This is a genomic window from Rahnella sp. EDr1-12, from assembly GCF_049206505.1.
In the GTDB taxonomy this organism is placed as follows: Bacteria; Pseudomonadota; Gammaproteobacteria; order Enterobacterales; family Enterobacteriaceae; genus Rahnella; species Rahnella rivi.
Genome location: NZ_JBLZNY010000002.1, coordinates 404189 through 430091, shown reverse-complemented (window position 1 = coordinate 430091; position 25903 = coordinate 404189). Strand labels below are relative to the sequence as shown.

The 25903-nt window shown below is 55.2% G+C and carries 21 protein-coding genes; 13 read left to right on the top strand and 8 right to left on the bottom strand.

The genetic code is table 11. The features are described 5' to 3' along the window. Positions 1–20: 20 nt before the first annotated feature. Both tsgA (ACO0U8_RS11410) and xapA read right to left on the bottom strand, forming a co-directional pair. Positions 21–1217 (bottom strand): MFS transporter TsgA, encoded by a 1197-nt coding sequence (tsgA, locus tag ACO0U8_RS11410; protein ID WP_421670806.1) that lies wholly within the window; start codon positions 1215–1217, stop codon positions 21–23. A gap of 9 nt (positions 1218–1226) precedes the next feature. Continuing rightward, positions 1227–2060, bottom strand: coding sequence for a xanthosine phosphorylase (gene xapA / locus ACO0U8_RS11405; RefSeq protein WP_056769164.1), 834 nt, complete (start codon positions 2058–2060; stop codon positions 1227–1229). 159 nt (positions 2061–2219) lie between these two features. Here xapA and ACO0U8_RS11400 point away from each other — a divergent pair, with 159 nt between their 5' ends. Next, entirely contained in the window at positions 2220–3140 is a 921-nt protein-coding gene (locus tag ACO0U8_RS11400; RefSeq protein ID WP_136375748.1) for a LysR family transcriptional regulator, read from the top strand. A 36-nt stretch (positions 3141–3176) separates the two neighbouring features. Here ACO0U8_RS11400 and tsgA (ACO0U8_RS11395) read toward each other — a convergent pair whose 3' ends face one another. Continuing rightward, positions 3177–4376: an MFS transporter TsgA gene (gene tsgA / locus ACO0U8_RS11395; protein WP_056769167.1), complete on the bottom strand. Its 1200-nt coding sequence runs from the start codon at positions 4374–4376 to the stop codon at positions 3177–3179. Positions 4377–4654: 278 nt separating this feature from the next. Here tsgA (ACO0U8_RS11395) and ACO0U8_RS11390 point away from each other — a divergent pair, with 278 nt between their 5' ends. From ACO0U8_RS11390 to gsiD, 5 genes are all read left to right on the top strand, one after another. After that, positions 4655–5668, top strand: a complete 1014-nt coding sequence (locus ACO0U8_RS11390) for an isoaspartyl peptidase/L-asparaginase family protein (protein ID WP_421670805.1) — start codon at positions 4655–4657, stop codon at positions 5666–5668. 8 nt (positions 5669–5676) lie between these two features. Next, entirely contained in the window at positions 5677–7533 is a 1857-nt protein-coding gene (gene gsiA, locus ACO0U8_RS11385; protein ID WP_421670804.1) for a glutathione ABC transporter ATP-binding protein GsiA, read from the top strand. 71 nt (positions 7534–7604) lie between these two features. Further along, positions 7605–9161 carry a glutathione ABC transporter substrate-binding protein GsiB gene (gsiB, locus tag ACO0U8_RS11380; RefSeq protein ID WP_183847662.1) on the top strand — a complete coding sequence of 519 codons (1557 nt, stop codon included), beginning with the start codon at positions 7605–7607 and terminating at the stop codon, positions 9159–9161. A 111-nt stretch (positions 9162–9272) separates the two neighbouring features. Continuing rightward, positions 9273–10193, top strand: a complete 921-nt coding sequence (gene gsiC, locus ACO0U8_RS11375; protein ID WP_056769173.1) for a glutathione ABC transporter permease GsiC — start codon at positions 9273–9275, stop codon at positions 10191–10193. Between the two features lie 8 nt (positions 10194–10201). After that, on the top strand, positions 10202–11122 hold the full coding sequence (gene gsiD / locus ACO0U8_RS11370; RefSeq protein WP_122094707.1) for a glutathione ABC transporter permease GsiD: 921 nt from the start codon (positions 10202–10204) through the stop codon (positions 11120–11122). Between the two features lie 147 nt (positions 11123–11269). Here gsiD and fghA read toward each other — a convergent pair whose 3' ends face one another. The 3 genes from fghA to ptrR are packed head-to-tail and all read right to left on the bottom strand — an operon-like array spanning position 11270 to position 14219. Further along, positions 11270–12127: an S-formylglutathione hydrolase gene (fghA, locus tag ACO0U8_RS11365; protein WP_421670803.1), complete on the bottom strand. Its 858-nt coding sequence runs from the start codon at positions 12125–12127 to the stop codon at positions 11270–11272. Between the two features lie 10 nt (positions 12128–12137). Next, positions 12138–13262: an S-(hydroxymethyl)glutathione dehydrogenase/class III alcohol dehydrogenase gene (locus ACO0U8_RS11360; RefSeq protein ID WP_122094711.1), complete on the bottom strand. Its 1125-nt coding sequence runs from the start codon at positions 13260–13262 to the stop codon at positions 12138–12140. Between the two features lie 27 nt (positions 13263–13289). Further along, positions 13290–14219 (bottom strand): putrescine utilization regulator PtrR, encoded by a 930-nt coding sequence (gene ptrR, locus ACO0U8_RS11355; RefSeq protein WP_056769180.1) that lies wholly within the window; start codon positions 14217–14219, stop codon positions 13290–13292. Between the two features lie 190 nt (positions 14220–14409). Between ptrR and ACO0U8_RS11350 the strand changes: the two genes are divergently transcribed. From ACO0U8_RS11350 to mglC, 7 genes are all read left to right on the top strand, one after another. Next, on the top strand, positions 14410–15534 hold the full coding sequence (locus ACO0U8_RS11350) for a YbfB/YjiJ family MFS transporter (RefSeq protein ID WP_421670802.1): 1125 nt from the start codon (positions 14410–14412) through the stop codon (positions 15532–15534). A gap of 128 nt (positions 15535–15662) precedes the next feature. Continuing rightward, the gene (gene folE / locus ACO0U8_RS11345; RefSeq protein WP_122094715.1) at positions 15663–16328 is read left to right on the top strand and encodes a GTP cyclohydrolase I FolE; all 666 of its coding nucleotides are present in this window, start codon (positions 15663–15665) and stop codon (positions 16326–16328) included. Positions 16329–16440: 112 nt separating this feature from the next. Next, complete coding sequence (gene yeiB / locus ACO0U8_RS11340; protein WP_421670801.1) at positions 16441–17595, top strand: DUF418 domain-containing protein YeiB; 1155 nt, start codon at positions 16441–16443, stop codon at positions 17593–17595. A 269-nt stretch (positions 17596–17864) separates the two neighbouring features. Next, positions 17865–18908, top strand: coding sequence for an HTH-type transcriptional regulator GalS (gene galS / locus ACO0U8_RS11335; protein WP_056769186.1), 1044 nt, complete (start codon positions 17865–17867; stop codon positions 18906–18908). 250 nt (positions 18909–19158) lie between these two features. After that, a complete protein-coding gene (mglB, locus tag ACO0U8_RS11330) occupies positions 19159–20157 on the top strand; it encodes a galactose/glucose ABC transporter substrate-binding protein MglB (protein ID WP_056769188.1) in 999 nt (332 codons plus the stop codon). 227 nt (positions 20158–20384) lie between these two features. Continuing rightward, positions 20385–21920, top strand: coding sequence for a galactose/methyl galactoside ABC transporter ATP-binding protein MglA (gene mglA / locus ACO0U8_RS11325; protein WP_056769190.1), 1536 nt, complete (start codon positions 20385–20387; stop codon positions 21918–21920). Positions 21921–21938: 18 nt separating this feature from the next. After that, the gene (gene mglC / locus ACO0U8_RS11320; RefSeq protein ID WP_056769191.1) at positions 21939–22949 is read left to right on the top strand and encodes a galactose/methyl galactoside ABC transporter permease MglC; all 1011 of its coding nucleotides are present in this window, start codon (positions 21939–21941) and stop codon (positions 22947–22949) included. Between the two features lie 107 nt (positions 22950–23056). On the opposite strand, the gene sanA is transcribed toward mglC, so the two are convergent. Then, a complete protein-coding gene (sanA, locus tag ACO0U8_RS11315) occupies positions 23057–23980 on the bottom strand; it encodes an outer membrane permeability protein SanA (RefSeq protein WP_056769193.1) in 924 nt (307 codons plus the stop codon). A gap of 218 nt (positions 23981–24198) precedes the next feature. Then, positions 24199–25896 carry an NAD-dependent malic enzyme gene (locus ACO0U8_RS11310; RefSeq protein WP_421670800.1) on the bottom strand — a complete coding sequence of 566 codons (1698 nt, stop codon included), beginning with the start codon at positions 25894–25896 and terminating at the stop codon, positions 24199–24201. Between the last annotated feature and the right edge of the window lie 7 nt (positions 25897–25903).

Genomic DNA, 25903 nt, shown 5'->3' with positions numbered 1-25903 from the left:
TTTATGCGTCAGTTTTCATCTCAATGCGCGGATTGCTGCTCCAGCGCTTCGGCCTTGCTGCTCACCGAGGCAATAATCAGCGCGGCCAGCAGGCATACGTAGTCGAGAGTGGCGGTATTCAGCGCCCAGAACAAACCGTAACGGCTGTAGACCAGCGACGACAGCGTGGAGAAAATCAGCGTGCCTATCGTGCCGATAGTCAGCAGGGCAGATGTCAGCGTTGGCGGAGAATTCTTCACCTGCAGGCTGCCGTAACTCATGATGCCGGAGAACAGCCCGGAGTTGCAGAATCCGAACAGACCGGCGCAAATCAGGATAAGCGTCGGGTTTGCGCTGTTCGCCGCAGTGGCCAGGCAGGCCAGACCCACAATGGCGGAAAGCAGCAGGTAAGTCCGCAACTTCACAAAGCGCACCGTAAACTGATTCACAAACAGGCCGATGGATTTCACCGTCCAGTAAGTCGTGATGTAAAACGCCGCGCTGTCTGCCGCCATGCCGAAATGCTCTTTGAGCCAGCTTGGCAGCCACATGGTGAAAATCGGTTCCGCCAGCAGGAAAGCAAACAGGGCGAAACACAGCACCCACACGGAAACGCCCCAGTGATGTTGCTGGCTTTCAGACCCTGGCTTGCTATCTGCGACCTGCGGAATCGACGGGAATTTTTGCCCGATGCACAACACAATCATCGCCAGACTCAGCACCGCCATTACACCGTACATGGCCAGCCAGCTTGCGCCGTGCTGGAACAGGTAGCCCAGCAGCAGCGATAACACCACGCCCGCCAGCGCGAAGAAAAAGTCGGTGAGGATCAGGTTCGCCGAACGCTTTTTGGGATCTTCATTAATGCGCACCACCAGATAGCTGCCGATGGACATCATGATGCCGGAGGCGGCGCCAATCAGAAAAACGCCGATGCCGAACATGGTGATGGTCGGCATCAGGAAAAGTGCCACGCAGGTCAACACGGAAACCGCTGAGCCGGTGATCAGCTGTTTGCCCAGATTGAATCTGCGCATCAGCACACCGCTTATCATGATCGGCAGAAACAGGCCGATGTTCATCAGCGTAAACATCTGACCGATAAAGCCCGGATCTTTGCCAAAAGCCTGTGAAACCGGGCCGATCACGATGCCGAGTGTGGAAACCAGTGCACCGGTAAAGAAGTAACTGAGCCATGAGATCATATTGATCCGCTGGCGGTTGAATGTCTGTTCCATTGCCGTTCCTTATTTTGCAGTGGCTGACAGGCTGGCGAAGAACGCGCGGATCAGGCGGGTGAAATCGCCCACCGCCAGTCTGGCGCAGCTCAGGGTCTGTTCGTGTGAAAGCGGCGTATCGGAAAGGCCTTCGGCGAAGTTGGTCATGGCAGAAATCGCCAGTACTTTCAGGCCGCAGTGACGGGCGGAAATCACTTCCGGCACGATGGACATGCCGACCACGTCGCAGCCGAGAGTTTGCATCATGCGGATCTCAGCCGGCGTTTCAAAGTTCGGGCCGGTATAGGCCGCGAAGACGCCTTCGGCGACGTCGATGCCCAGCGTGCCCGCCACGGCGTGGAGTTGCGCACGCAGGTCTTTGTCATAGGCGTTAGCGAGGCTGAAGAAACGCGGGCCGAAACGATCGTCATTCGGGCCTGCCAGCGGGGATTCCGGCATAAAGCTGACATGGTCGGTCAGCGCAACCAGCCGACCGGGCGCCACGCTTTTACGCATCGAACCGGCGGCATTGGTCGCCAGCAGGAACTCGCAGCCGAGCAGTTTGAAGGTGCGAACCGCGCTGGTCATCACCGACATGCCGTGGCCTTCATACATATGGCCGCGACCTTTCATACACATCACCGGAATGCCTTCCAGCGTCCCGAGCACCAGTTCACCGGCGTGACCGGCGACGCTGCTCTGCGGGAATCCCGGCAGTTCGCTGTAGGGAAGGGTGATGGCATCGGTCATATCGTCACATAACGTCCCGAGGCCGGAGCCTAAAATCAGCGCAGCCTGAGGAATAAAGCCGGGCGCACGCTGGCGGATAATCGCTGCGCAGTCAAAAGCATGGTTATTGAGCATGATCACTTCTCTCATTGTTGACAGTAGGTGGGAGTTAACAGCAATGCTAGGGTGAGCGGCTGTTCAGGTCTAATACCGTTCTGCGCCGGGATTTATAGTCAAAATCTATAAATCGGATGCGCCATGAATGCGGGATAAACGGATGTTTTGGAGAGAAGTATGACGCGCCCCTTTACGGATTCGGTGTTCGATCTGGGTCAGATCAATCTGCGGCTTATGCACTATTTTCGCGTGGTGGCGGAGGAACTGAGTTTCAGCAAAGCCGCGGTGCGGCTGAATATGTCGCAACCGCCGCTCAGCCTGCACATTAAAGAGCTGGAAGTGATGCTCGGCACGCCGCTGTTTTTGCGCACCACGCGTTCGGTGGCGCTGACGCCTGCCGGTGCGGCGCTGATGCGTGAAGCCGGGCTGATGCTCGACGGCATCAACCGTTCGTTGCATCAGGTACGTAAAATCGGGCGCGGTGAGGTCGGCCATATTCAGTTCGGCACCGTGGGCACCGCGGCGTGGGGCCCGCTGATGCCCGCACTGAACCGGTTCGGTGAGAGTGCGCCGGAGATCACCTGGTCGATTACCGAACTGACGCCGTTGCAGCAAATTGATGCCCTGCAACTGCAAAGGATTGATATCGGTATCTGGCGCGAAGCTAAACTGACGCTGCCGCAGGGGTTATCCAGCAGGCTGATGGGGCGCGAAAACGTCGCTCTGGCGATTGCGGAAAATCATCCGCTGGCCGCAAAAAACAGCGTGGTGCTGGGCGAGCTGGCGCATGAAGATTTCATTCTGATGCCAATGAACACGTCCAGCCTCGGCGGTTATCTCTATTCGATGTGCCGTCAGCACGGCTTTTTGCCGCAGGTCAGGCATCAGGTGAACGAGCCACAAACCGCGCTGGCGCTGGTGGCGAACGGTTATGGCATCACGCTGCTGCCGGAAAGCTATGCGCGGATCCACTGGCCGGGCGTGCGTTTCTGCGCGCTGAGCGAACGGTTACCGGTAGATTTGTATGCCCTGTATCAGGCGGACTCGCTGACACCGGCGGCGGCACGTTTTCTGGATTCACTGGGGGAGGACGTCTGAAGCAGCAGGGCCGGAGCCCTGCTGTGAGGGAACATCTTAGTGCGCGGAAACGTCGTGGTTAATCTTTTCGGCCTTACTTTTCAGGCTGGCGAAAATCACCATCAGCACCAGTAACGCGTAGGAAATGGTCGCGATATTCAGCGCCCAGAACAAGCCGTATCGGTTGTAGATGAACGAAGAGAACGACGCAAAAATCAGCGTACCGACGGAGCTGGTGGTCAGCAGCGCAGAGGTCAGCGTTGGCGGAGAGTTTTTCACCTGCAGGCTGCCGTAGCTCATCAGGCCGGAGAACAGGCCGGAGTTACAGAAACCGAACAGACCGACCGCAAACAGCACCAGCGACGCCGAGTTGCTGGTGGTCAGCACGCTCAGGCTCGCCATGCCGACTACCACGGACACCAGCAGGAAGGTGCGCAGTTTGACGAAGCGAACGGTGAACTGGTTCAGGAACAGGCCAATCGCTTTCACCATCCAGTAGGTGGTGATGTAAATCGCGGCGCGATCGGTTTCCATGGCGAAATGCTCATGCAGCCAGCTTGGCATCCACAGCGTAAAGACCAGTTCGGTGAACACGAAGGCGAACAGTGCGATACACAGGAAAAACACCGCGATACCCCAGGGTTCCTGCGCGACACTGCTGTTTTTCTCGGTTTTCACCGGGCGCGCTACGGTCGGGAATTTCTGGCCTGCACACAGCAGGATCATCAGCAGGCTGAGTACGCCCATAATGCCGTACATCGCCAGCCAGCTTGCGCCGTGCTTGAACAGGAAACCGAGCACCAGCGACAGCGTCATTCCGGAGAGGGCAAAGAAGAAATCGGTGAAGATGAGGTTGGCCGAGCGCTTTTTCGGATCGTCATTAATGCGCACCACCAGATAGCTGCCGATAGACATCATCAGGCCCGCAGTGGCACCAATCAGGAAGACTCCCACACCAAACAGCGTGATAGACGGCATCACGAACAGCGCGATACACACCAGCACAGAAACCAGCGAGCCGGTCATCAGCTGTTTGCCGAGATCAAATTTCCGCATCAGGATGCCGCTGACCATAATCGGCAGGAACAAACCAATATTCATTAATGAGAACATTTGCCCGATAAAGCCCGGATCTTTGTTGAATGCGGTTGCCACTGGCCCGATAACGATACCGAGGGTGGAAACCAGTCCACCGGTAAAGAAGTAACTGAGCCAGGAGATCACATTGATCCGACGGCGGTTATAGACAGTTTCCATAACTGATTTCCTAAAAAGAAAAAATATAAAAAGGCCGCAGGAAGCTTAGCCAGAGGTGCTTTTATCCACGGTTAGGACGTTTATTATTCCCGTTCTTTAGTCATTTGTCTTGGATGTTTATTCGATCCCCTTATTTAATTTTCTTAAACAATCTAAGCAATTAGCGCGTTATCAGTGGTTTTACATTTCTGCTTTACATACTGTAGCGGGCTAAATATAGTCAAAAACAGGTCAGCATTTCTCTTTACATAAATACAACAACACAGGGTGCAGTGCTAATGAGTTCTTCTACTGATAATTCAGCGGCTTCCGTTTCGAACACGTTGTGTCCGGTCATTGCGATTCATGGCGGTGCAGGGGCGATCACCCGCGCGGCGATGAGTGCCGAAAAAGAACAACTTTATTTAGCCGAGCTGGAGCGCATTGTTGCCAGCGGGCAGGCCATTCTGGCTTCGGGAGGCAGCGCGCTGGATGCGGTGACCGAGGCGGTGCGTTTACTTGAAGAGTGCCCGCTGTTTAATGCCGGAAAGGGCGCGGTTTTCACCCATCAGGGCACCCACGAACTAGACGCCTGCATCATGGATGGCCGCACGCTGGATGCCGGTGCCATCAGCTGCGTCAATCACATCCGTAACCCTATCCTCACCGCCCGTAAAGTGCTGGAAGTCAGCCCGCACGTGATGTTCACCGGCGCGGGCGCCGAAGCCTTTGCCCGCGAACAGGGGCAGGAAATGGTCGGGGCGGACTACTTCTTTACGCAGGAACGCTACGACCAGCTGCAACGGGCCATCGCCGCAGACAGCGGCGTTATCCTCGATCACGATGGCGCATCGCAGAGCGCCACGCCGTCCGGCGATCCGCTCGATCCGGAACATAAATTTGGCACCGTGGGCGCGGTGGCGATGGACGCGCAGGGGAATCTGGCCGCCGCGACGTCCACCGGCGGCATGACCAACAAACAGGCTGGCCGCGTGGGGGATTCACCGATCATCGGCGCGGGCTGCTATGCCAGCAACAAAACAGTCGCCATTTCCAGCACCGGCACCGGCGAAGTGTTTATGCGCACGGTGGCGGCGTACGACGTGGCGGCGCTGATCGAATACGCCGGTTTATCCCTTGAAGAAGCGACGCACAAAGTGGTGCAGGAAAAGCTGCTGCCGCTCGGCGGTATCGGCGGCATGATCGCCATCGACCGTTTCGGCAACGTCGTTTTACCTTTTAACAGCGAAGGCATGTACCGCGGATTTGCCCGTGTGGGCGACGTGCCGAGCGTCAGTATCTACCGTTCATGAAGGATGCCATGAACCCTTCTCTGATCCTGCCGCCCGGCCAGGTTCTGGCGGTGAATAATCTCAGCGTACAGTTTTCGCACGAGGGGCAGGTGATCCCGGCGGTTAACCGTCTGAGCTTTGACGTCGGGCGCGGCGAAACGCTGGCGATTGTGGGCGAGTCCGGTTCCGGTAAATCGGTCACTTCGCTGGCGCTGATGCGTCTGGTGGAGCAGGGCGGCGGGCAGATTTCACAGGGCAACATGCAGTTTCGGCGTCGTAACGGCGAAGTGGTTGAACTGATGGCCGCGTCGCAGTCGCAGATGCGCAGCCTGCGCGGTGCCGATATGGCGATGATATTTCAGGAGCCGATGACGTCGCTCAATCCGGTATTTCCGGTGGGCGAACAAATTGCCGAATCCATCCGGCTGCACCAGGGAAAAGATCATCGCGCCGCCCGCGCCGAAGCGTTGCGGATGCTGGATCTGGTGCGCATTCCCGAAGCCAAAAATATTCTCGACTGCTTTCCTCATCAGCTTTCCGGCGGTATGCGCCAGCGGGTGATGATTGCGATGGCGCTGTCATGCAAACCTGCGTTGCTGATTGCCGACGAGCCGACTACCGCGCTGGATGTGACGATTCAGGCGCAAATCCTGCAACTCATCCGCGTGCTGCAAAAAGAGATGCAGATGGGTGTCATTTTCATCACCCACGACATGGGCGTGGTGGCTGAAATTGCCGACCGCGTGCTGGTGATGCATAAAGGCAACAGCGTGGAAACCGGCGACGTCACGGCAATTTTCCATGCCCCGCAGCAGCCGTATACCCAGGCGCTGCTGGCGGCGGTGCCGAAACTCGGTTCGATGCACGGCAAACCGCTCCCTGCGCGCTTTCCGCTGCCTGAGCAACAAGAGAGTGATCCGGCGCTGGTGCAAAATACCCTGACGCCGGGCGCCGCGCCGATTTTGCAGGTGAAAAATCTGGTCACCCGCTTTGATGTGCGCAGCGGTATTTTTAACCGCGTCACCCGGCGCATTCACGCAGTGGAAAAAGTCAGTTTCGATTTATACCCCGGCGAAACGCTGGCGCTGGTCGGTGAATCCGGCTGCGGAAAATCCACCACCGGCCGCTCGTTGCTGAAGCTGGTGAAAAGTCAGGGTGGAACGATCACCTTTAACGGCGAGCCGCTGACCCACGTCAGCGGCAGCGCGCTGCAGCATCTGCGCCGCGACATTCAGTTTATTTTTCAGGATCCCTACGCTTCGCTCGATCCGCGCCTGACGGTGGGGTATTCGATCATGGAACCCTTGCTGGTTCACCACATCGCGAAGGGGAAAGAGGCGGAGGCACGCGTTGCCTGGCTGCTGGAAAAAGTCGGGCTGCTGCCGGAGCACGCGCAGCGCTATCCTCACGAATTTTCCGGAGGGCAGCGGCAGCGCATTTGCATCGCCCGCGCGCTGGCGCTCAATCCTAAAGTGGTCATTGCTGATGAATCCGTGTCGGCGCTGGACGTGTCTATTCAGGCACAGATCATTAATTTACTGATGGATCTGCAGAAAGAGTTTGGCCTGGCCTTTCTGTTTATTTCGCACGACATGGCGGTGGTGGAGCGCATCAGTCACCGCGTGGCGGTGATGTATCTCGGGCAGATTGTTGAGATCGGCCCGCGCCGCGCGGTGTTTGAAAATCCGCAGCATGCTTACACCCGCAAACTGATGGCGGCTGTACCGGTGGCCGATCCTGCGCATAAACGAAAAGAGCAGGCGCTGCTGGTCGATGACATTCCCAGCCCGATCCATGATTTGCATGATGAGCCTTTGGTTGCGCCGCTGGTGCAGGTGGCGGAAGGGCATTTCGTGGCGCGGCATGCGATTGCTGGCGTGTATTGATTTTTGTGGCGGCTTATTTTGAGCCGCCAATCTTCGTAAGACAAACGGGTTAGACAGGAAAAGGAACTGAGATGAATCAGCAGAAACGTAAAGGTAAGAACGTTATTCGTCAGGCCGTGCTCGCTGCCGCTGTTTTCGGTTCGCTGGCGTCCGCTTCGGCGTGGGCAGCAAAAGACGTGGTGGTGGCGGTAGGCTCTAATTTTACCTCGCTCGATCCTTATGACGCCAACGACACGCTGTCTCAGGCGGTCGCCAAATCCTTCTATCAGGGTCTGTTTGGCTTTGATAAAAACATGAAACTGGAGAACGTGCTGGCAGACAGCTACACGGTCAGCCCGGACGGTCTGGTTTACACCGTTAAACTGCATCCGGGGATCAAATTCCAGGACGGCACGGATTTCAACGCGGCGGCGGTAAAAGTGAACTTCGACCGCGCCAGCAACCCGGACAGCCACCTCAAGCGTTATAACCTGTTCAAAAATATCGCCAGCACCGAAGCGGTGGATGACACCACGGTGAAAATCACGCTGAAAGAACCGTTCTCGGCGTTCATCAACATTCTGGCGCACCCGTCTGCAGTGATGATTTCCCCGGCGGCGCTGACCAAATACGGTAAAGAGATCGGTTTCCATCCGGTCGGTACCGGTCCGTATACGCTGGATCAGTGGAATCAGACTGACTTCGTGAAAGTGAAGAAATTTGATGGCTACTGGAAGAAAGACGAAACAAAACTCGACACCATCACCTGGCGTCCGGTGGTTGATAACAACACCCGTGCGGCGATGCTGCAAACCGGCGAAGCGGATTTCGCCTTCCCGGTGCCTTACGAGCAGGCGGCCCTGCTGGAGAAAAATCCAAAGCTGGATCTGGTGACCGCGCCGTCGATTCTGCATCGTTACATCAGTCTGAACGTCACGCAAAAACCGTTTGATAACGTGAAAGTGCGTGAGGCAATCAACTACGCCATCAATAAACAGGCGCTGATCAAAGTGGCGTTTGCCGGTTATGCCGTGCCTTCGGAAGGGCCGTTGCCACAGGGCATCGAATACGCTGCAAAATTCAAACCCTGGCCTTACGATCCGGCCAAAGCGAAAGCACTGCTGAAAGAAGCGGGCTACCCGGACGGTTTCACGACCACCCTGTGGTCGTCGCATAACAACAGCACCTCGCAGAAAGTCTTGCAGTTCACGCAGCAGCAGCTGGCGCAGGTGGGCATCAAAGTGAACGTCACCGCGATGGATGCCGCGCAGCGTGCGGCACAGGTCGAGAACGTCGGGCAGAAAGAAGCGGGTGTCCGCATGTTCTACACCGGCTGGTCGGCCTCTACCGGTGAAGCGGACTGGGCGTTATCGCCGCTGTTCTCCACGCAGGCGGCTCCGCCGAAACAGTTCGGCACGGCGTTTTACAGCAATGCGCAGGTCGATAAGGATTTGTCCGATGCCCTGAAAACCACCGACAAAGCCGAGAAAGCCAAACTGTATGCGGATGCTCAGAAACAAATCTGGACAGATGCACCCTGGGCATTCCTGGTGACCGAACGTCTGGTATCGGCTAAAAATAAACGTCTGACCGGGTTCTACGTGATGCCTGATACGGCATTCAGCTTTGATGAAGCTGATGTGAAATAATTCGCGATGGAGTTTTCAGGGCGTGCGGCGTGGTTGCCGTACGCCCTGAAGTCGTGTGTTCCGTGTGGCCGGAACATGGATGTCGTACCGTGAAATCACAGACAGCGAATCATGCTTAATTATTTTCTAAAACGACTGCTTGGATTGATCCCCACACTGCTGATCGTGGCCGTGCTGGTCTTTTTGTTTGTTCATCTTTTGCCCGGCGATCCGGCACGGCTGATGGCCGGTCAGGATGCGGATGCCAGCGTTGTGGCGCTGGTGCGTCAGGATCTGGGGCTGGATAAGCCGCTGTATCAGCAATTTCTCACTTTCTTCGGCAATGCGCTGACCGGCGATTTCGGCCACTCGATGGTGTCGAAGCGTCCGGTGATCGATGAAATCAGTTCCCGTTTTATGCCGACGTTCTGGCTGACGCTGACCAGCATGGTGTGGTCTGTCATTTTCGGGCTGGTGATTGGCGTGGTGTCAGCCGTCTGGCGCAACCGCTGGCCCGATCGTCTCGGTATGGCGCTGGCCGTCTCCGGTATTTCCTTTCCGGCTTTTGCTCTGGGCATGTTACTGATGCAGGTGTTCTCCGTCGAACTGGGCTGGCTGCCAACCGTGGGTGCCGACACCTGGCAACACTACATTCTGCCTTCCATTACGCTGGGGGCGGCGGTGGCGGCCATCATGGCGCGCTTTACCCGCGCCTCGTTCGTCGAAGTGATGCAGGAAGATTACATGCGCACCGCGCGCGCGAAGGGCGTCCACGAGGGGTTTGTGGTCGTCAAACACGGCTTGCGTAATGCGATGATCCCGGTGGTCACCATGATGGGGTTGCAGTTTGGTTTCCTGCTCGGCGGTTCGATTGTGGTAGAAAAAGTCTTCAACTGGCCGGGGTTAGGGCGGTTGCTGGTGGATTCGGTGGAGATGCGTGATTACCCGGTGATCCAGGCCGAAGTGTTGCTGTTCTCGCTGGAATTCATTTTGATCAATCTGCTGGTGGACATGTTGTACGCCGTGATTAACCCTTCCATCCGATACAAGTGAGCAAGCGCATGAAAAACTGGCGGCGAAATGCCGTACTCGCGGGTCTGCCGATGGTCACTGCACAAACGGCCAGCGCGCAATCTGTCAGGACGCCGTGGAAGGCGTTTTGGCGTCGTTTTCGCCGTCAGCATATCGCGATGATAGCGGGTGTTTTTATCCTGCTGCTGATTGCTGCGGCACTTCTTGCGCCGTGGCTGGTGCCCTTTGATCCGGAAAATTACTTTGATTACGACCGGCTGAACGAAGGCCCGTCAATGATTCACTGGCTGGGCGTCGATTCTCTCGGGCGCGATATTTTCAGCCGTATTCTGATGGGGACGCGAATTTCACTGACGGCGGGCGTACTTTCTGTGGTGCTCGGCGCGGCGATCGGCACGGTGTTCGGGCTGCTGGCGGGATATTACGAAGGCTGGTGGGATCGCATCACCATGCGAGTTTGCGACGTATTGTTCGCCTTTCCCGGCATTCTGCTGGCGATCGCCGTGGTGGCGGTGATGGGCAACGGCATGTCGAACGTCATCATTGCCGTGGCGATATTCAGCATCCCGGCGTTCGCGCGGCTGGTGCGTGGCAACACGCTGGTGCTTAAACAGCAGACCTACATTGAATCTGCACGCAGCATCGGCGCCTCAGACGCCACGATCCTCTTCCGCCACATTCTGCCCGGCACGCTTTCCTCGATCGTGGTCTATTTCACCATGCGTATCGGCACGTCGATTATCACCGCGGCCAGCCTGTCATTCCTCGGCATGGGTGCGCAACCGCCAACGCCGGAGTGGGGCGCGATGCTCAACGAAGCCCGCGCCGACATGGTCATGGCGCCGCACGTGGCCATATTCCCAAGCCTGGCAATATTCCTGACCGTGCTGGCGTTTAATTTATTGGGCGATGGATTACGGGATGCGCTGGATCCAAAACTGAAGAATTAAGGGGTTGCGCAGCGGGGAGATGAATTCGTGGAAATGCCAGAGAGGGCTGTCATCGCCCTCTCTGGCCGGTTGTGCACTCATTGCAACGTGGTAACCGTTATTGAGAAACCAAAAATTTCTCACTCAGCATCGAAAGGCATTACGCAATCACACCTTCGGATGCAAAAACTCCGCATGGAATCTCAGATGATCTTCCACAAATGACGCAATCGTAAAGTAACTGTGGTCATAACCCGGCTGCGCGCGCAGCTGTAACGGCCATCCGCGCTGACGGGCGATTTCTGCCAGTTTTGAGGGTTGCAGCTGATCCGCCAGGAACTGATCACCATCGCCCTGATCGACTAAAATCGGGAACGGGTACTGATTCGCTGGCAGTGAACTCAGCAGGTGGCAACTGTCGTATTGCAGCCACTGACTCTCGTCATCACCCAGATACGCGCTGAAAGCTTTACGCCCCCATGGCACCTGTGACGGATTCACGATCGGCGCAAAAGCAGACACTGAAAGGAAGCGCTGCGGATTACGCAATGCCAGCATCAATGCCCCGTGGCCGCCCATGGAGTGGCCGGAAATCGACTGACGATCGCTGACCTTAAAGTGGCTGTTAATCAGCGCAGGCAGTTCATCCACCAGATAATCGTACATCCGGTAATGGGCCGCCCAGGGCGCCTGCGTGGCGTTCAGATAGAAGCCGGCACCCTGACCGAGATCGTAACCCTCATCGTTGGCGACGCCTTCCCCGCGCGGGCTGGTATCCGGCATCACCAGCACCAGACCGAGTTCTGCCGCGACGCGCTGCGCCCCGGCTTTAACGGTAAAGTTTTCGTCATTACAGGTCAGGCCCGACAGCCAGTACAGCACCGGCGGCGGCGTGTCGTCCTTCGCCGGCGGCAGGTAAATGCTGAACGTCATGCTGCAATTCAGGCTCGCCGAGGTATGGCGGTAGCGCTGCTGCCAGCCGCCAAACATCCGGTGTTCTTCGAGGAGTTCAATTGAGCTGCTCATCGACATTTCCTTACTTGTTGAAATGAATCACCGTACGGATCGATTTACCTTCGTGCATCAAATCAAAGGCTTCATTGATGTCTTCCAGCGGCATGGTGTGCGTGATGAAATCGTTGAGGGCGAATTCGCCATCCAGATAACGCTGCACGATGCCCGGCAATTCGCTGCGGCCTTTGACGCCACCGAAAGCGGAACCGCGCCATACGCGGCCTGTCACCAGCTGGAACGGACGGGTGGAGATCTCTTCACCCGCACCGGCCACGCCGATGATGACGGATTCGCCCCAGCCTTTATGGCAGCATTCCAGCGCTGAACGCATCACGTTGACGTTACCGATGCATTCGAAGGAGAAGTCCACGCCGCCGTCGGTCATTTCGACGATCACTTCCTGAATCGGCTTATCAAAATCTTTCGGATTGATCAGGTCGGTTGCGCCAAGTTTGCGTGCCAGATCGAACTTACTGGTGTTCAGATCAACACCAATAATGCGGCCTGCGCCCGCCATCACGGCACCGATAACCGCAGAAAGACCGATACCGCCAAGGCCGAAGATCGCCACGGTGTCGCCTTTCTTCACTTTTGCGGTGTTCATGACCGCGCCCATACCGGTAGTGACGCCACAACCCAGCAGGCAGACCTCTTCCAGCGGCGCTTCTTTGTTGATTTTCGCCAGTGAAATTTCCGGTACTACGGTGTATTCGGAGAACGTTGACGTGCCCATGTAGTGGAAAATCGGCTTGCCATCTTTAGAGAAACGCGTGGTGCCATCCGGCATCAGGCCTTTGCCCTGCGTGGTGCGAATTGCCTGACACAGGTTAGTTTTACCGGATTTACAGTATTTACACTCGCCACATTCCGGCGTGTACAACGGGATCACATGGTCGCCCACCGCCAGAGTGGTGACGCCTTCGCCGACCGCTTCTACCACGCCGCCGCCTTCATGGCCGAGGATCGCCGGGAATACGCCTTCCGGATCTTTGCCGGACAGCGTGTAAGCATCAGTATGACAAACACCGGTGGCGACGATACGCACCAGCACTTCGCCTTTTTGCGGTGGCATCAAATCCACTTCTTCGATGGAAAGAGGTTGATTCGGGCCCCAGGCGACGGCCGCGCGCGTTTTGATCATTTTCATTATGTAGCTCCAGTCAGGTGTTTTTACTTAATAGGTGGGATGCAGTGCCGGGTCATGTTCACCGGCAAGCGGGTGTTTCAGTAACGGGACCACCCCGTCATTTTGTACGATGATCTGTTCTTTCAGCGCCCGCACGTTGGGGCTGAAAGCATCCCGCCGCCAGATAAGCCAGGTGGCGGTATCGGCGAATTCATCCGGGATTTCGTGAATATTTACGCGCTCGTGGCCGGGCAGTTGTTCCAGCACCGATCGCGGCACCATGGCGATGCCCGCACCGCTGGCAACGCACGCCATCATGGAATGGTAGGACTGAATTTCCAGCGTGTTCGCCACCGGCACATTCATCTGCTTAATCCACCCCTGTAAACGCTGGCGATACGAACAGCTCGGGCGGAAGGCGAAAACGGTATGGCCGCTGCGGCCTGCGGGGGCTTCAAGAGGCGATTCGCCCGGCGGGGTGATCACCACCATCCGTTCACGATACGAAATACAGCCGTTGAGATCGTCAAAGTCGATCGGGCCGTCGACCAGCGCCGCCGCAAGACGTCCTGCCCGCACGCTGTCGATGATTTCGCCGGACGTGCCGGTGACCAGCGAAAGGGCCACTTGCGGGTACGCCTGATGATAGGCCGCGAGCAGTGACGGCAGACGCGTGGCAGCAGTGCTTTCCATTGAGCCTAAAGCGAAGTTCCCGGCGGGTTCGCCTGCGTGCGTGATGCTCATCGCTTCTTCGCTCAGCGCCAGAATACGCTCGGCGTAATTAAGAAAGTTATGGCCCATCGCGGAAAGGCGGATGCGCTGCTTCTCACGGATAAACAAATCGGTACCCAGTTCGAGTTCGAGCTGGCGCAGACGGGTGGTCAGGTTTGACGGCACGCGGTGTAACTGCTCTGCCGCACGCGCCAGTGAGCCCGTTTCTGCCACGCAGCAAAACATTCGCAACTGGGTGAGATCCATGATGAGTTCCTGTGTTCTCTTATCGTAAACAACTTGGTTTGTATTATTCAGTTTTCGTGATTGTAACTTTACTGCATCATGCATGACAACTTTCTTTTTCAGAAAGGCACTGTTAACGGAGATCCGCTTTCAGTATGTTTACCCACTGTTTCTATAATGTTGCGTCGCGGTTTCACCTTTCGGAGCGGTTATGGCTTTTCGTATTGCGTTAAGTGGTTTTCTGGCCTTTGTGGTCGCGATGGGCATCGGGCGCTTTGCCTTTACGCCGCAGGTTCCTTTAATGATAGCTGAACATCAGTTCAGCCTGACCGGTGCGGGGCTGGTGGCCGCGTTCAATTATCTCGGTTATCTGTGTGGTGCTTTTGACGCCATGCGCGCGACCCGCCACCTTGAGCGTCGTCTCTGGCTCGGCGTGTGGGGCGGGGTGGTGCTGACGTTGCTGTCGGCGATGATTTCCGGCGAAGTGCTGCACAGCATTGTGCGGTTTATGATTGGCTGGACCAGCGGCTGGGCGATGGTGATGGTGTCGGCGTGGTGTAACGAGCGGCTGGCGCACTATGGCCGTCCGGCAATGAGCGCGGCGGTGTTTGCCGGGCCGGGCGCGGGGATTTTCCTCAGCGGCATGTTAGCCGTGGGCATTCACAGTTTGCAGCTCAGTTCGGCGCAGGCCTGGGGCGTATACGGCGTGCTGGCGTTGATTTTCGTGGCGATCATCACACCGAATCTGCCGCGTAAGGGAGATTTGCACCGTTCGCACGTGGCGACGGAACCGCTGGTGATGACGCCCGCGCTTAAACGCCTGGTGTGGAGCTACAGTCTGGCGGGATTCGGCTACATTTTGCCTGCCACTTTTCTTTCGCAGATGGCGAATGCCCGTTTTCCAGACAGCCTGTTTGCACAGTTTGTCTGGCCGGTGTTCGGCGGTGCGGCGGTCATTGGCATTGTAATAGGGATTTTGACGCGTCATTGCCTGACCACTCACCGGCGTCTGGCGCTGACATTGTGGATCCAGGCGCTGGGGATTTTATGTGCGGAAGTGGTGCCGGGCGTCAGCGGGCTGGTGCTGGGAGCGTTACTGACCGGCGGCGGGTTCCTGAGCGTGGTGCAACTGGCCTTGCAATGCAGCCGCGAACTGGCGCCGAATCATAGCCGTTACATGGCGGGGCTGCTGACCACCGGCTACGCCGTGGGGCAATTGTGTGGCCCGATATTGTCGGCCATTTCCACGGCGCTCACGCACCGTCTGGAACCTGCGCTGTATGTCGCCCTGGCAGGATTTATTATTGCAGGTGCTCTGGTGTTTCGCCGCCGCTGATAACTTGCGGCGATTTCATCCATCATGAAACACAATCACTGGATTCTGAATCCGCTCTCCACTACAGTAAGCCACCTCACTTTAGCGTGATCTGCGTCAAAGTGATTACATCTGCCGGAGAAGAAAGAATGCCTACCCTGAGTAAAGAAGCCATTTTAGTTCACGATGCCCTGTTAGCCCGTGGTCTGGAAACCCCTTTGCGTGAAGCGCTGCCGATCGACAATGAGACGCGCAAACAGCGTATTCAGGAACACATGACCGGCATCATGCAGCTTCTCAATCTGGATCTCTCCGACGACAGTCTGATGGAAACGCCAAGCCGCATCGCGAAAATGTATGTCGATGAAATCTTCTCCGGGCTGGATTACGCCAATTTCCCAAAAATCACCGTCATCGAAAATAAGATGAAAGTGGATGAAATGGTGACCGTGCGTGACATCACGCTGACCAGCACCTGTGAACATCATTTTGTGACCATCGACGGCAAAGCGACCGTGGCATATATCCCGAAAGAGACGGTGATCGGCCTGTCGAAAATCAACCGCATCGTGCAGTTCTTCTCCCAGCGCCCGCAGGTTCAGGAACGTCTGACCCAGCAAATTCTGGTGGCACTGCAAACGTTGCTTGGCACCACCAACGTGGCTGTCTCTATTGATGCCGTGCACTACTGCGTGAAAGCGCGTGGTGTGCGCGACGCGACCAGCGCCACCACCACCACATCGCTGGGCGGACTGTTCAAATCGAGCCAGAATACGCGTCAGGAATTCCTGCGTACCGTAAGACACGCCAGCTAAGCGGCGGCGCGTTAACCGGTCAGAAAGTTTGATATTGCGGCACCTTACGGGTGCCGTTAGTCTGTCTGAAGCCCGCAACTTTTTGCCCCCTTATCTAACAGGAACGTCTGGTATGCGCTCACGTATTGCCACGCTCGATTTTGCCCGTGGCCTCGCCATTTTTGGCATTCTTCTGCTCAATATCAGTGCCTTTGGCTTGCCGAAGGCCGCCTACCTGAATCCCGGTTTCGCCGGTGCACCTTCAACGTCAGACGTCTGGACCTGGGCGGTGCTCGACGCCGTAGCGCAGGGTAAATTCCTGATGATGTTCGCGATGCTGTTCGGCGGCGGCTTGTATTTACTGCTGCCGCGCGGCAAACACTGGATCCAGGCGCGATTATCGCTGTTGCTGTTATGCGGTTTTCTGCACGCCATTTTTCTCTGGGACGGCGACATTCTGCTTTCTTACGGCCTGATCGGTCTGGTGTGCTGGCGCATGGTGCGGGAAGGGCGCAGCAGCCAGTCGATGATTTCCACCGGCATCATTTTGTATCTGATTGGCGTGGCCGTGCTGGCGATGCTCGGCCTGATCACTTCACCTTCACCCGGCACATTCTGGATGCCCGGCCCGGCAGAGATTCAGTATGAACAGTTCTGGAAGCTGAAAGGCGGCTGGGAAGCGATTCAAAACCGGCTCGACTTGTTGTCTTCAAGCCTGCTGGCGATTGGCGCGCAATACGGCTGGGAGCTGGCGGGGGCGATGATGACAGGGGCAGGGCTGATGCGCAGTGGCTGGCTGAAAGGGGAATTTCGCGAGTCGCATTATCGTAAAGTGGCTGCGGCACTGTTACCGCTTTCATTGCTCATTCAGATCCCGGCGATTTATATGCAATGGAAGACCGGCTGGGACTATCGCTGGAGCGGTTTTCTGTTACAGGTGCCGCGTGAAATCGGCTCGCTGATGCAGGCTGTCAGCTATCTGGCGCTGTGCTACGGTTTCTGGTCGGTGATTTCCGGCTGGCGCATCACTCACTGGATCTCGCAGGTCGGGCGCATGGCGCTGAGCAACTATCTGTTACAGACCCTCATCTGCACCACGTTCTTCAATATGTTCGGCTTCTTTATGCACTTCGACAGGTTGCAACTGGTCGCGCTGGTACCGCTGGTGTGGGCGTGTAATCTGCTGGTGACGCTGCTGTGGTTACGGCATTTCCGTCAGGGTCCGGTCGAATGGCTGTGGCGTAAACTGACGCTTCGCGCATCGGGTACTGAACTCAAGGCTGATTGATTTTTGTACTGTCACATCATCCTAAATGATAGATTTGGGATGAACGTTGCATAATTGTATGTAAACGTTTTCTTTCCTGTGACGAGATTCACGCAGGCGTTTCCTCAAAATGATTAGGATAGCGGTCGTGCCAGTCTGACGACCACTACTCTAATAAGGAAACGCCATGAGCACTTCACCTCGCTTCTCTTTATCTGCATTACTTACCTCCTGGGTGATTAATTTCCGTATTCCTCCTTACCAAACCCTGGCAGATCACGGAGCGACGCATGGTCACCATTCGTGATGTCGCCCGGCTCGCGGGGGTGTCTGTCGCCACCGTGTCCCGCGTTCTGAACAATCCTTCTATTGCCAGTAAAGAGGCGCGTGAACAGGTGCTGCGCGCTGTTGAAACCTTAGGTTACCGGCCTAATGCCAATGCTCAGGCGCTGGCGACGCAAAGCAGCGATACCATCGGTGTGGTGGTCATGGACGTGTCCGATCCCTTTTTTGGTGCGCTGGTGAAAGCGGTGGATACCGTCGCGCAGTTACATCAAAAATATGTGTTGATAGGCAACAGCTATCATATTGCTGAAAAAGAAAGGCACGCCATTGAAGTGTTGATTCGTCAACGCTGTAACGCGCTGATCGTGCATTCCAAAGCGCTGGGCGATGACGAGCTGTCGCGCTTTATGGATCAGGTTTCCGGTATGGTGTTGATTAACAGAGTGATCCCCGGCTACGAGCACCGCTGCGTGTGGCTTAACAACGTCAGCGGCGCGGAAATGGCGACCCGTTTACTGCTTTCGCAGGGGCATCAGCGCATTGGTTACATCGGTTCCAGCCACGCCATTGAGGACGATGTGCAGCGTTATCAGGGGTATTTACAGGCGATGACGCAGCCGCTGACGCAGGCACATCAGACATCCGAGCCACCGCCGGCCATCTGGCGTGCGCAGGGTTCCCCGGATCTGCAGGGGGGCGAAGCGGCCATGGTGGAGCTGCTGGGGCGTAATCTGCACCTCAGCGCGGTGTTTACCTACAACGATTCAATGGCCGCCGGTGCCATGGCAGTGTTGAAAGAAAACGGAATTAATGTGCCGGCTGATTTTTCACTGGTGGGCTTTGATGATATCCCGATCGCCCGTTACACCAGCCCGAAAATGACCACAGTGCGCTATCCGATTGTTTCTATGGCGACCCTGGCGACAGAACTGGCGCTGAAAGGGGCGGCAGAACAGCTGTCAGAAGGCATTTCCCACTGTTTTATGCCGACGCTGGTCAGACGCCACTCGGTTGCGCCGTGGCAAAATGTGGCGCCCGTCACTTATTGATCAAATAACGCGATGTAACCGTTTTCAATCTGTGAGAACTTTCACAGTTTATTAACATCGCGCACATTATGATTCATTCGTTTTCAACATGATTCACTTTGAGTCCGGATCACCGGACTGGTTTCACAGCGAGTCAGGACGTGACAGGTCAAGGATGGCAGGCACCCACAAACATGATGTGGAACTGTACTGCTCCCGCATGGAGTTCCGGTGCCAAATTCTGTAACACCCTACATAACCGGAGATACAAATGAATAAGAAGGTCTTCACCCTGGCGACTCTGGCTGCAAGCATGATGTTTGGTTTTGCCGCGCATGCTGCTGACACTAAAATTGGCGTCACCATCTATAAATATGACGACAACTTCATGTCTGAAGTTCGTAAAGCCATCGAGAAAGATGCGAAAGCGACACCAGATGTGCAACTGCTGATGAATGACTCGCAAAACAGCCAGTCCACCCAGAATGACCAGGTAGACGTGATGCTGGCGAAGGGTGTGAAGGCGTTAGCCATCAACCTGGTTGACCCGGCTGCAGCCCCGGTCATCATCGAGAAAGCCCGCGGCGCTGGCATTCCGGTTGTTTTCTATAACAAAGAACCTTCCCGTAAAGATCTCGACAGCTACGATAAAGCTTACTACGTCGGTACTGACTCTAAAGAGTCTGGCGTTATCCAGGGCGAGCTGATTGCCAAACACTGGAAAGCGAACCCGGCCTGGGATCTGAACAAAGACGGCGTGATCCAATATGTGCTGATCAAAGGCGAGCCGGGCCACCCGGATGCTGAAGCGCGTACCAAATACGTCATCAGCACCCTGAATGGCAAAGAAGGCCTGAAAACTGACCAGCTGCAACTTGATACCGCAATGTGGGATACCGCACAGGCGAAAGACAAGATGGATGCATGGTTGTCTGGTCCGAATGCTAACAAAATCGAAGTGGTTATTGCCAACAACGACGCCATGGCAATGGGCGCAGTAGAAGCACTGAAATCTCATAACAAATCCAGCATTCCGGTCTTCGGTGTGGATGCCCTGGCAGAAGCGCTGGCGCTGGTGAAATCCGGTGCGATGGCCGGTACCGTGCTTAACGATGCCAACAACCAGGCGAAAGCCACGTTTGATCTGGCAAGAAATCTGGCAGCAGGTAAACCAGCCGCCGATGGCACCAACTGGAAGCTCGAAAATAAAGTGGTTCGTATTCCTTACGTAGCGGTAGATAAAGACAATCTGTCTTCTTTCGTGAAATAAAAAATACGGCACAAGCAGTAAAGACAGACAGCAATAAAAAACAAAGCTAAGCAGTGGCATAAATAATTGCGGTTAAGCCGTAAATAAAGACTAAGTGTTATTAGACGTTAATGCTTATCTGACAGGACGTCATGTCGCCCTGCGTGTGGTGAGTTTACTGACCGCACGCAGGGCTGACATCAGGTATTAATACACCCGTTTATTTTTATCTTTAGCCAGGTATAACTATGGCCGATAATTCGTTATCTGACACACCAACAGAAAAGCCGGACGAATTCCTGCTGGAAATGAGTGGTATCAATAAATCATTTCCTGGCGTCAGGGCGTTGGATAATGTGAATTTAAAAGTGCGCCCCAGCTCTATTCATGCCCTGATGGGTGAAAATGGCGCCGGTAAATCCACATTATTAAAATGCCTTTTTGGGATTTACAGCAAAGACTCCGGTACGATTCTTTTTCAGGGACAGGAAGTCAATTTTAAAAGTTCAAAAGAAGCGCTCGAAACGGGCGTGTCGATGGTGCATCAGGAATTAAACCTGGTGTTGCAACGTACCGTCATGGACAACATGTGGCTGGGACGTTACCCGACGAAAGGCATTTTTGTCGATCAGGACAAAATGTACAAAGACACTAAAGCGATTTTTGACGAGCTGGACATTGATATCGACCCGCGCGACAAGGTCGGTAAATTGTCCGTTTCGCAGATGCAGATGATCGAAATCGCCAAGGCGTTTTCCTACAATGCAAAAATCGTCATCATGGACGAACCCACTTCCTCGCTGACGGAAAAAGAGGTGAACCACCTGTTCACTATCATCCGTAAGCTGAAGGATCGCGGCTGCGGTATCGTGTATATCTCTCATAAGATGGAAGAAATTTTCCAGCTGTGCGATGAAATCACCATCCTGCGCGACGGCCAGTGGATCATCACGCAGCCGCTGGAAGGCCTCGACATGGATAAAATTATCTCCATGATGGTCGGTCGTTCACTGAGCCAGCGTTTCCCTGACCGACTGAATGTGCCGGGTGAAGTTATCCTCGAAGTGCGCAATCTGACCTCAATGCGCCAGCCGTCGATCCGTGATATTTCCTTTGATTTGCACAAAGGTGAAATTCTGGGGATCGCCGGATTAGTGGGTGCAAAGCGTACGGATATCGTCGAGACGTTATTTGGTATTCGTGAGAAAGTCTCCGGAACCATTAAACTGCACGGCAAAAAAATTAATAATCACAGTGCGAATGAAGCCATTAACCACGGCTTTGCGCTGGTGACGGAAGAACGACGTTCAACCGGTATCTATGCGTATCTGGATATTGGTTTTAACTCGCTGATTTCAAATATTCGTCAATATAAAAATAAAGTCGGCTTGCTCGATACCGCCCGAATGAAAAGCGATACCCAATGGGTTATCGACTCCATGCGGGTAAAAACGCCGGGGCATAAAACCAGTATTGGTTCATTGTCTGGCGGGAATCAGCAAAAAGTCATTATCGGGCGCTGGTTACTCACCAAGCCGGAAATATTGATGCTGGACGAACCGACGCGCGGGATTGACGTTGGGGCGAAATTTGAAATTTACCAGTTAATCACCGAGTTGGCGAAAAGAGAAAAGGGGATCATTATTATCTCCTCTGAAATGCCGGAGTTGCTGGGTATTACTGACAGAATATTGGTTATGAGTAATGGACAGGTTGCGGGTATTGTTGAAACCAAACATACCTCGCAGAACGAAATTTTACGCCTGGCTTCCTTGCATCTCTAATTTTTAAGGGTTCTTATTATGAAAGCATTAAATAAGAAAAGTGTGCTCACTTATTTAAAAGAGGGCGGGATTTATGTGGTGTTATTGGTCCTGCTGGCCATTATTATCATCCAGGATCCAAGTTTCCTCAGTCTGGTCAACTTAAGTAACATTCTGACGCAGTCTTCCGTGCGCGTTATTATCGCACTGGGCGTCGCGGGTCTGATTGTCACGCAGGGTACTGACCTGTCAGCCGGGCGTCAGGTGGGGTTAGCGGCCGTTGTCGCGGCCACCATGCTGCAGGCGATGGACAACGTAAACAAAGTCTTCCCGCATCTTGACGTGGTGCCGATCCCGCTGGTTATTCTGACCGTGTGTATCGTTGGCGCGCTGATTGGTTTGCTCAACGGCGTGATCATCGCCTACCTGAACGTGACCCCGTTTATTACCACCCTGGGCACCATGATTATCGTTTACGGGATTAACTCACTGTATTACGACTATGTGGGTTCCTCACCGGTGGCCGGTTTTGATCCGGGCTTCTCACAGTTTGCTCAGGGCTTTATCCATCTGGGGGGGCTGAAAATCTCCTACATCACCTTCTACGCGCTGATCGCTATCGGTTTCGTCTGGGTGCTGTGGAACAAAACCCGCTTTGGTAAAAACATCTTTGCTATCGGTGGTAACCCGGAAGCGGCCAAAGTTTCCGGCGTTAACGTTCCGTTAAACCTGATCATGATTTATGCGTTGTCTGGTGTGTTCTATGCGTTCGGCGGTTTGCTGGAAGCAGGGCGTATCGGCAGTGCGACCAACAACCTCGGCTTTATGTATGAACTGGATGCCATCGCAGCCTGTGTGGTCGGCGGCGTGTCATTCGCCGGTGGCGTAGGTTCTGTGGCAGGGGTGGTGACCGGGGTACTGATCTTCACCGTCATCAACTACGGCCTGACGTACATCGGCGTCAACCCGTACTGGCAGTACATCATCAAGGGCAGCATCATCATCTTCGCGGTAGCGCTGGATTCCCTGAAGTACGCCAAGAAGAAATAAGATATCAGGCAGTAAAAAGAAAGGCCGCTTATGCGGCCTTTTGTTTTGGCGAAGAAAGACGGTGTGTCACTCGCTCAGCCTTTGCTGGGGAGGGCGTGGTCCTGCGATCACTGCCTGAAAGGATTTCTGCCCACCGGTTTCGCCGGTTCGGGCTTCGCCGCTGGTTCAACCTCTTCGGTTTCATCCTGCGCCGCGTCATTCTCTTCCTGTTCCGTTTTCAGTCTTTGTGCTTCATCCGCCGCGGCTTTATCGGCTGCGGCTTTGTCAGCAGCGGCCTTTTCGGCTGCCGCTTTGGCGATGGCGGCTTTTTTCTCAGCTTCCAGTTGCTGCTGCAATGCCAGAACCTGCTCCGGCGTGACGGCAGGATAGCCCTGAGCATCATCGGGAACGTTGTGGATGGCAGGGATCGGGATCAGCGGGCCCAGGAAGCGCGGCTCGCGTTTGAGCAAATACAAATCCGTCAGCGCGCCGAGGCGGGCGAAGATCTCACGGCTGCGCACGCTGAGCATATTTTTCGGAGAAGGCACGGCGAAGCATTGCGCCTGAATGCCCATGTGCAGGGCGATAAACAGGGCGCGTTCGCAGTGGAAGCGCTGGGTGATAATGATGAAATCGTTGGTGTCGAACACCTTGCGGGTGCGCACGATGGAATCGAGGGTGCGGAAACCGGCGTAGTCGAGCACGATGTCGCTGGAAGGGATCCCGGCGGCGATCAGGTCACGACGCATGGTGCTCGGTTCGTTGTAACTTTGTTGTGCGTTATCACCGCTGAGCAGCAGATATTTTACTTTGCCGCTGTTGTAAGCGTTGATCGCGCCCTGGATCCGGTAGAGATAATACTGATTGATAACGCCGGTACGGTAGTATTTGGAGGTACCGAGCACCACGCCGACCTGACGGTGCGGTAACGACTGCACTTCGTCATAAATGTAGGGTTGCGTACGCAAACTGATCCACCGATCAAGCCCGATAGCGACCGCCAGCATCAGAATAAAGATGCCGGTAATGCCAGCTATAATTCGCTTAATCATAGTTATCCCTGTTTATGATCGGATGGAAATCGGATCCAAGGCTACTGTACCTGTCAGGGTGACGCAATACGTTGAAGTCTGCATCCTCGGGCTTCGCCGTTTTTTTCAGCGCTTTTCAGTGAATTACTTAGTGATATGCGTAGAGAGTTGCATTTTTCGCCAAAAAAAAGACCAATGCACAAGGCATTGGTCAGGATCAGGTCAGTCTGATTACTCCGTCAGAACGACGTACGTTTGTACGTGCGGTACTGAGGAGCCCAGAAGTTGTGTTCGATCGCTTTTGACAGCGTATCTTCTGAGGTTACCATCGCCACACCTTGCAGTTGCGCGGCTTTGGCGACTTCCATCGCGATACATTTTGAGACGCCCTGAATATCATCCACGTCCGGCAGCAGAGAACCCGTACCTTCGGTAGCGAGCGGGGAACACTCGGCCAGCGTGCGGCTGGCAGCCATCAGCATGCCATCGGTGACGCGGGTTGCGCCCGAGGCGATGACACCCAGCCCGATGCCAGGGAAGATGAAGGAGTTGTTGCACTGCGCGATAGGATAGAGTTTGCCTTTGTAATTGACCGGGGCAAACGGGCTGCCGGTGGCGACCAGTGCGGCACCGTCGGTCCAGTTGAGGATATCCGCCGGTGTGGCTTCCACGCGGGAAGTCGGGTTGCTCAGCGGCATGACCACCGGGCGCGCACAATGTTTGTGCATCTCGCGGATGATCTCTTCGGTGAACAGTCCCGGCTGGCCGGAGACGCCAATAAGCACGGTAGGTTTGGCGTGGCGCACCACATCCAGCAGTGAAATGCTGTCATTTTCCATTCCCCAGCCGGCCAGCGTGCTGCTTTTTTGCGTCAGCTTGCTCTGGAAATCCAGCAGGTTCGGCAGTTTGTCGGTCAGTAAACCGAAACGATCTACCATGAAGACTTTTCCGCGCGCTTCTTCTTCACTCAGACCTTCGGATTTCATCTGTGCGACGATTTGCTCGGCGATCCCGCAACCGGCAGAACCTGCACCGAGGAACGCAACGGTCTGGTCACTCAGCTTGCCACCGGCGGCTTTGCTGGCAGCAATCAGGCTGCCCAGCGCCACGGACGCGGTACCCTGAATGTCATCATTAAAGCAGCACAACTCATCGCGGTAACGGGTGAGGATCGGCATCGCATTTTTTTGGGCGAAATCTTCGAACTGCAGCAGCACATTTGGCCAGCGAATTTTCACCGCCTGAATGAACTGATCCACAAAGGCATCGTACTCTTCGCCGGTGATGCGCGGATGACGCCAGCCCATGTACAGCGGGTCATTGAGCAGTTGCGGGTTATTGGTACCGGCATCCAGCACCACCGGCAAGGTATAGGCCGGGCTGATGCCACCACAGGCGGTATACAGTGACAGTTTACCGATCGGAATGCCCATGCCGCCGATGCCCTGGTCGCCCAGGCCAAGAATGCGTTCGCCGTCGGTCACGACCACCACTTTAACGTGCTGTTTGGTGGCGTTTTGCAACATGTCGTCGATGTGCGCGCGGTTCGGGTAGGAGATGAACAGGCCACGGGCGCGACGATAAATATCAGAGAAATGCTCGCAGGCTTCACCCACGGTCGGCGTGTAAATGACCGGCATCATTTCGCTGAGATGACTGTCCAGCAGACGATAGAACAGCGTCTCGTTGGTGTCCTGAATGTTTCTCAGATAGATGTGTTTATCGATATCTGTTTTGAAATTCTGAAACTGACGGTAGGCGCGGTCTGCCTGCTCTTCAATGGTTTCCACCGCTTCAGGTAAAAGACCGTGGAGGTTGAAGTTGTTGCGTTCTTCTTCAGTGAACGCGCTGCCTTTATTCAGTAACGGAAATTCTAACAGGATAGGGCCGGCATGCGGGATATACAGGGGGCGTTTACTTTCGTATTCAAGTTCCATCGTTTTA

Bases quoted from the DNA above. Each gene is read 5' to 3' on its own strand.
- tsgA (WP_421670806.1), bottom strand. From the start codon at position 1,217: ATGGAACAGACATTCAACCGCCAGCGGATCAATATGATCTCATGGCTC.
- xapA (WP_056769164.1), bottom strand. From the start codon at position 2,060: ATGCTCAATAACCATGCTTTTGACTGCGCAGCGATTATCCGCCAGCGT.
- ACO0U8_RS11400 (WP_136375748.1), top strand. From the start codon at position 2,220: ATGACGCGCCCCTTTACGGATTCGGTGTTCGATCTGGGTCAGATCAAT.
- tsgA (WP_056769167.1), bottom strand. From the start codon at position 4,376: ATGGAAACTGTCTATAACCGCCGTCGGATCAATGTGATCTCCTGGCTC.
- ACO0U8_RS11390 (WP_421670805.1), top strand. From the start codon at position 4,655: ATGAGTTCTTCTACTGATAATTCAGCGGCTTCCGTTTCGAACACGTTG.
- gsiA (WP_421670804.1), top strand. From the start codon at position 5,677: ATGAACCCTTCTCTGATCCTGCCGCCCGGCCAGGTTCTGGCGGTGAAT.
- gsiB (WP_183847662.1), top strand. From the start codon at position 7,605: ATGAATCAGCAGAAACGTAAAGGTAAGAACGTTATTCGTCAGGCCGTG.
- gsiC (WP_056769173.1), top strand. From the start codon at position 9,273: ATGCTTAATTATTTTCTAAAACGACTGCTTGGATTGATCCCCACACTG.
- gsiD (WP_122094707.1), top strand. From the start codon at position 10,202: ATGAAAAACTGGCGGCGAAATGCCGTACTCGCGGGTCTGCCGATGGTC.
- fghA (WP_421670803.1), bottom strand. From the start codon at position 12,127: ATGAGCAGCTCAATTGAACTCCTCGAAGAACACCGGATGTTTGGCGGC.
- ACO0U8_RS11360 (WP_122094711.1), bottom strand. From the start codon at position 13,262: ATGAAAATGATCAAAACGCGCGCGGCCGTCGCCTGGGGCCCGAATCAA.
- ptrR (WP_056769180.1), bottom strand. From the start codon at position 14,219: ATGGATCTCACCCAGTTGCGAATGTTTTGCTGCGTGGCAGAAACGGGC.
- ACO0U8_RS11350 (WP_421670802.1), top strand. From the start codon at position 14,410: ATGGCTTTTCGTATTGCGTTAAGTGGTTTTCTGGCCTTTGTGGTCGCG.
- folE (WP_122094715.1), top strand. From the start codon at position 15,663: ATGCCTACCCTGAGTAAAGAAGCCATTTTAGTTCACGATGCCCTGTTA.
- yeiB (WP_421670801.1), top strand. From the start codon at position 16,441: ATGCGCTCACGTATTGCCACGCTCGATTTTGCCCGTGGCCTCGCCATT.
- galS (WP_056769186.1), top strand. From the start codon at position 17,865: ATGGTCACCATTCGTGATGTCGCCCGGCTCGCGGGGGTGTCTGTCGCC.
- mglB (WP_056769188.1), top strand. From the start codon at position 19,159: ATGAATAAGAAGGTCTTCACCCTGGCGACTCTGGCTGCAAGCATGATG.
- mglA (WP_056769190.1), top strand. From the start codon at position 20,385: ATGGCCGATAATTCGTTATCTGACACACCAACAGAAAAGCCGGACGAA.
- mglC (WP_056769191.1), top strand. From the start codon at position 21,939: ATGAAAGCATTAAATAAGAAAAGTGTGCTCACTTATTTAAAAGAGGGC.
- sanA (WP_056769193.1), bottom strand. From the start codon at position 23,980: ATGATTAAGCGAATTATAGCTGGCATTACCGGCATCTTTATTCTGATG.
- ACO0U8_RS11310 (WP_421670800.1), bottom strand. From the start codon at position 25,896: ATGGAACTTGAATACGAAAGTAAACGCCCCCTGTATATCCCGCATGCC.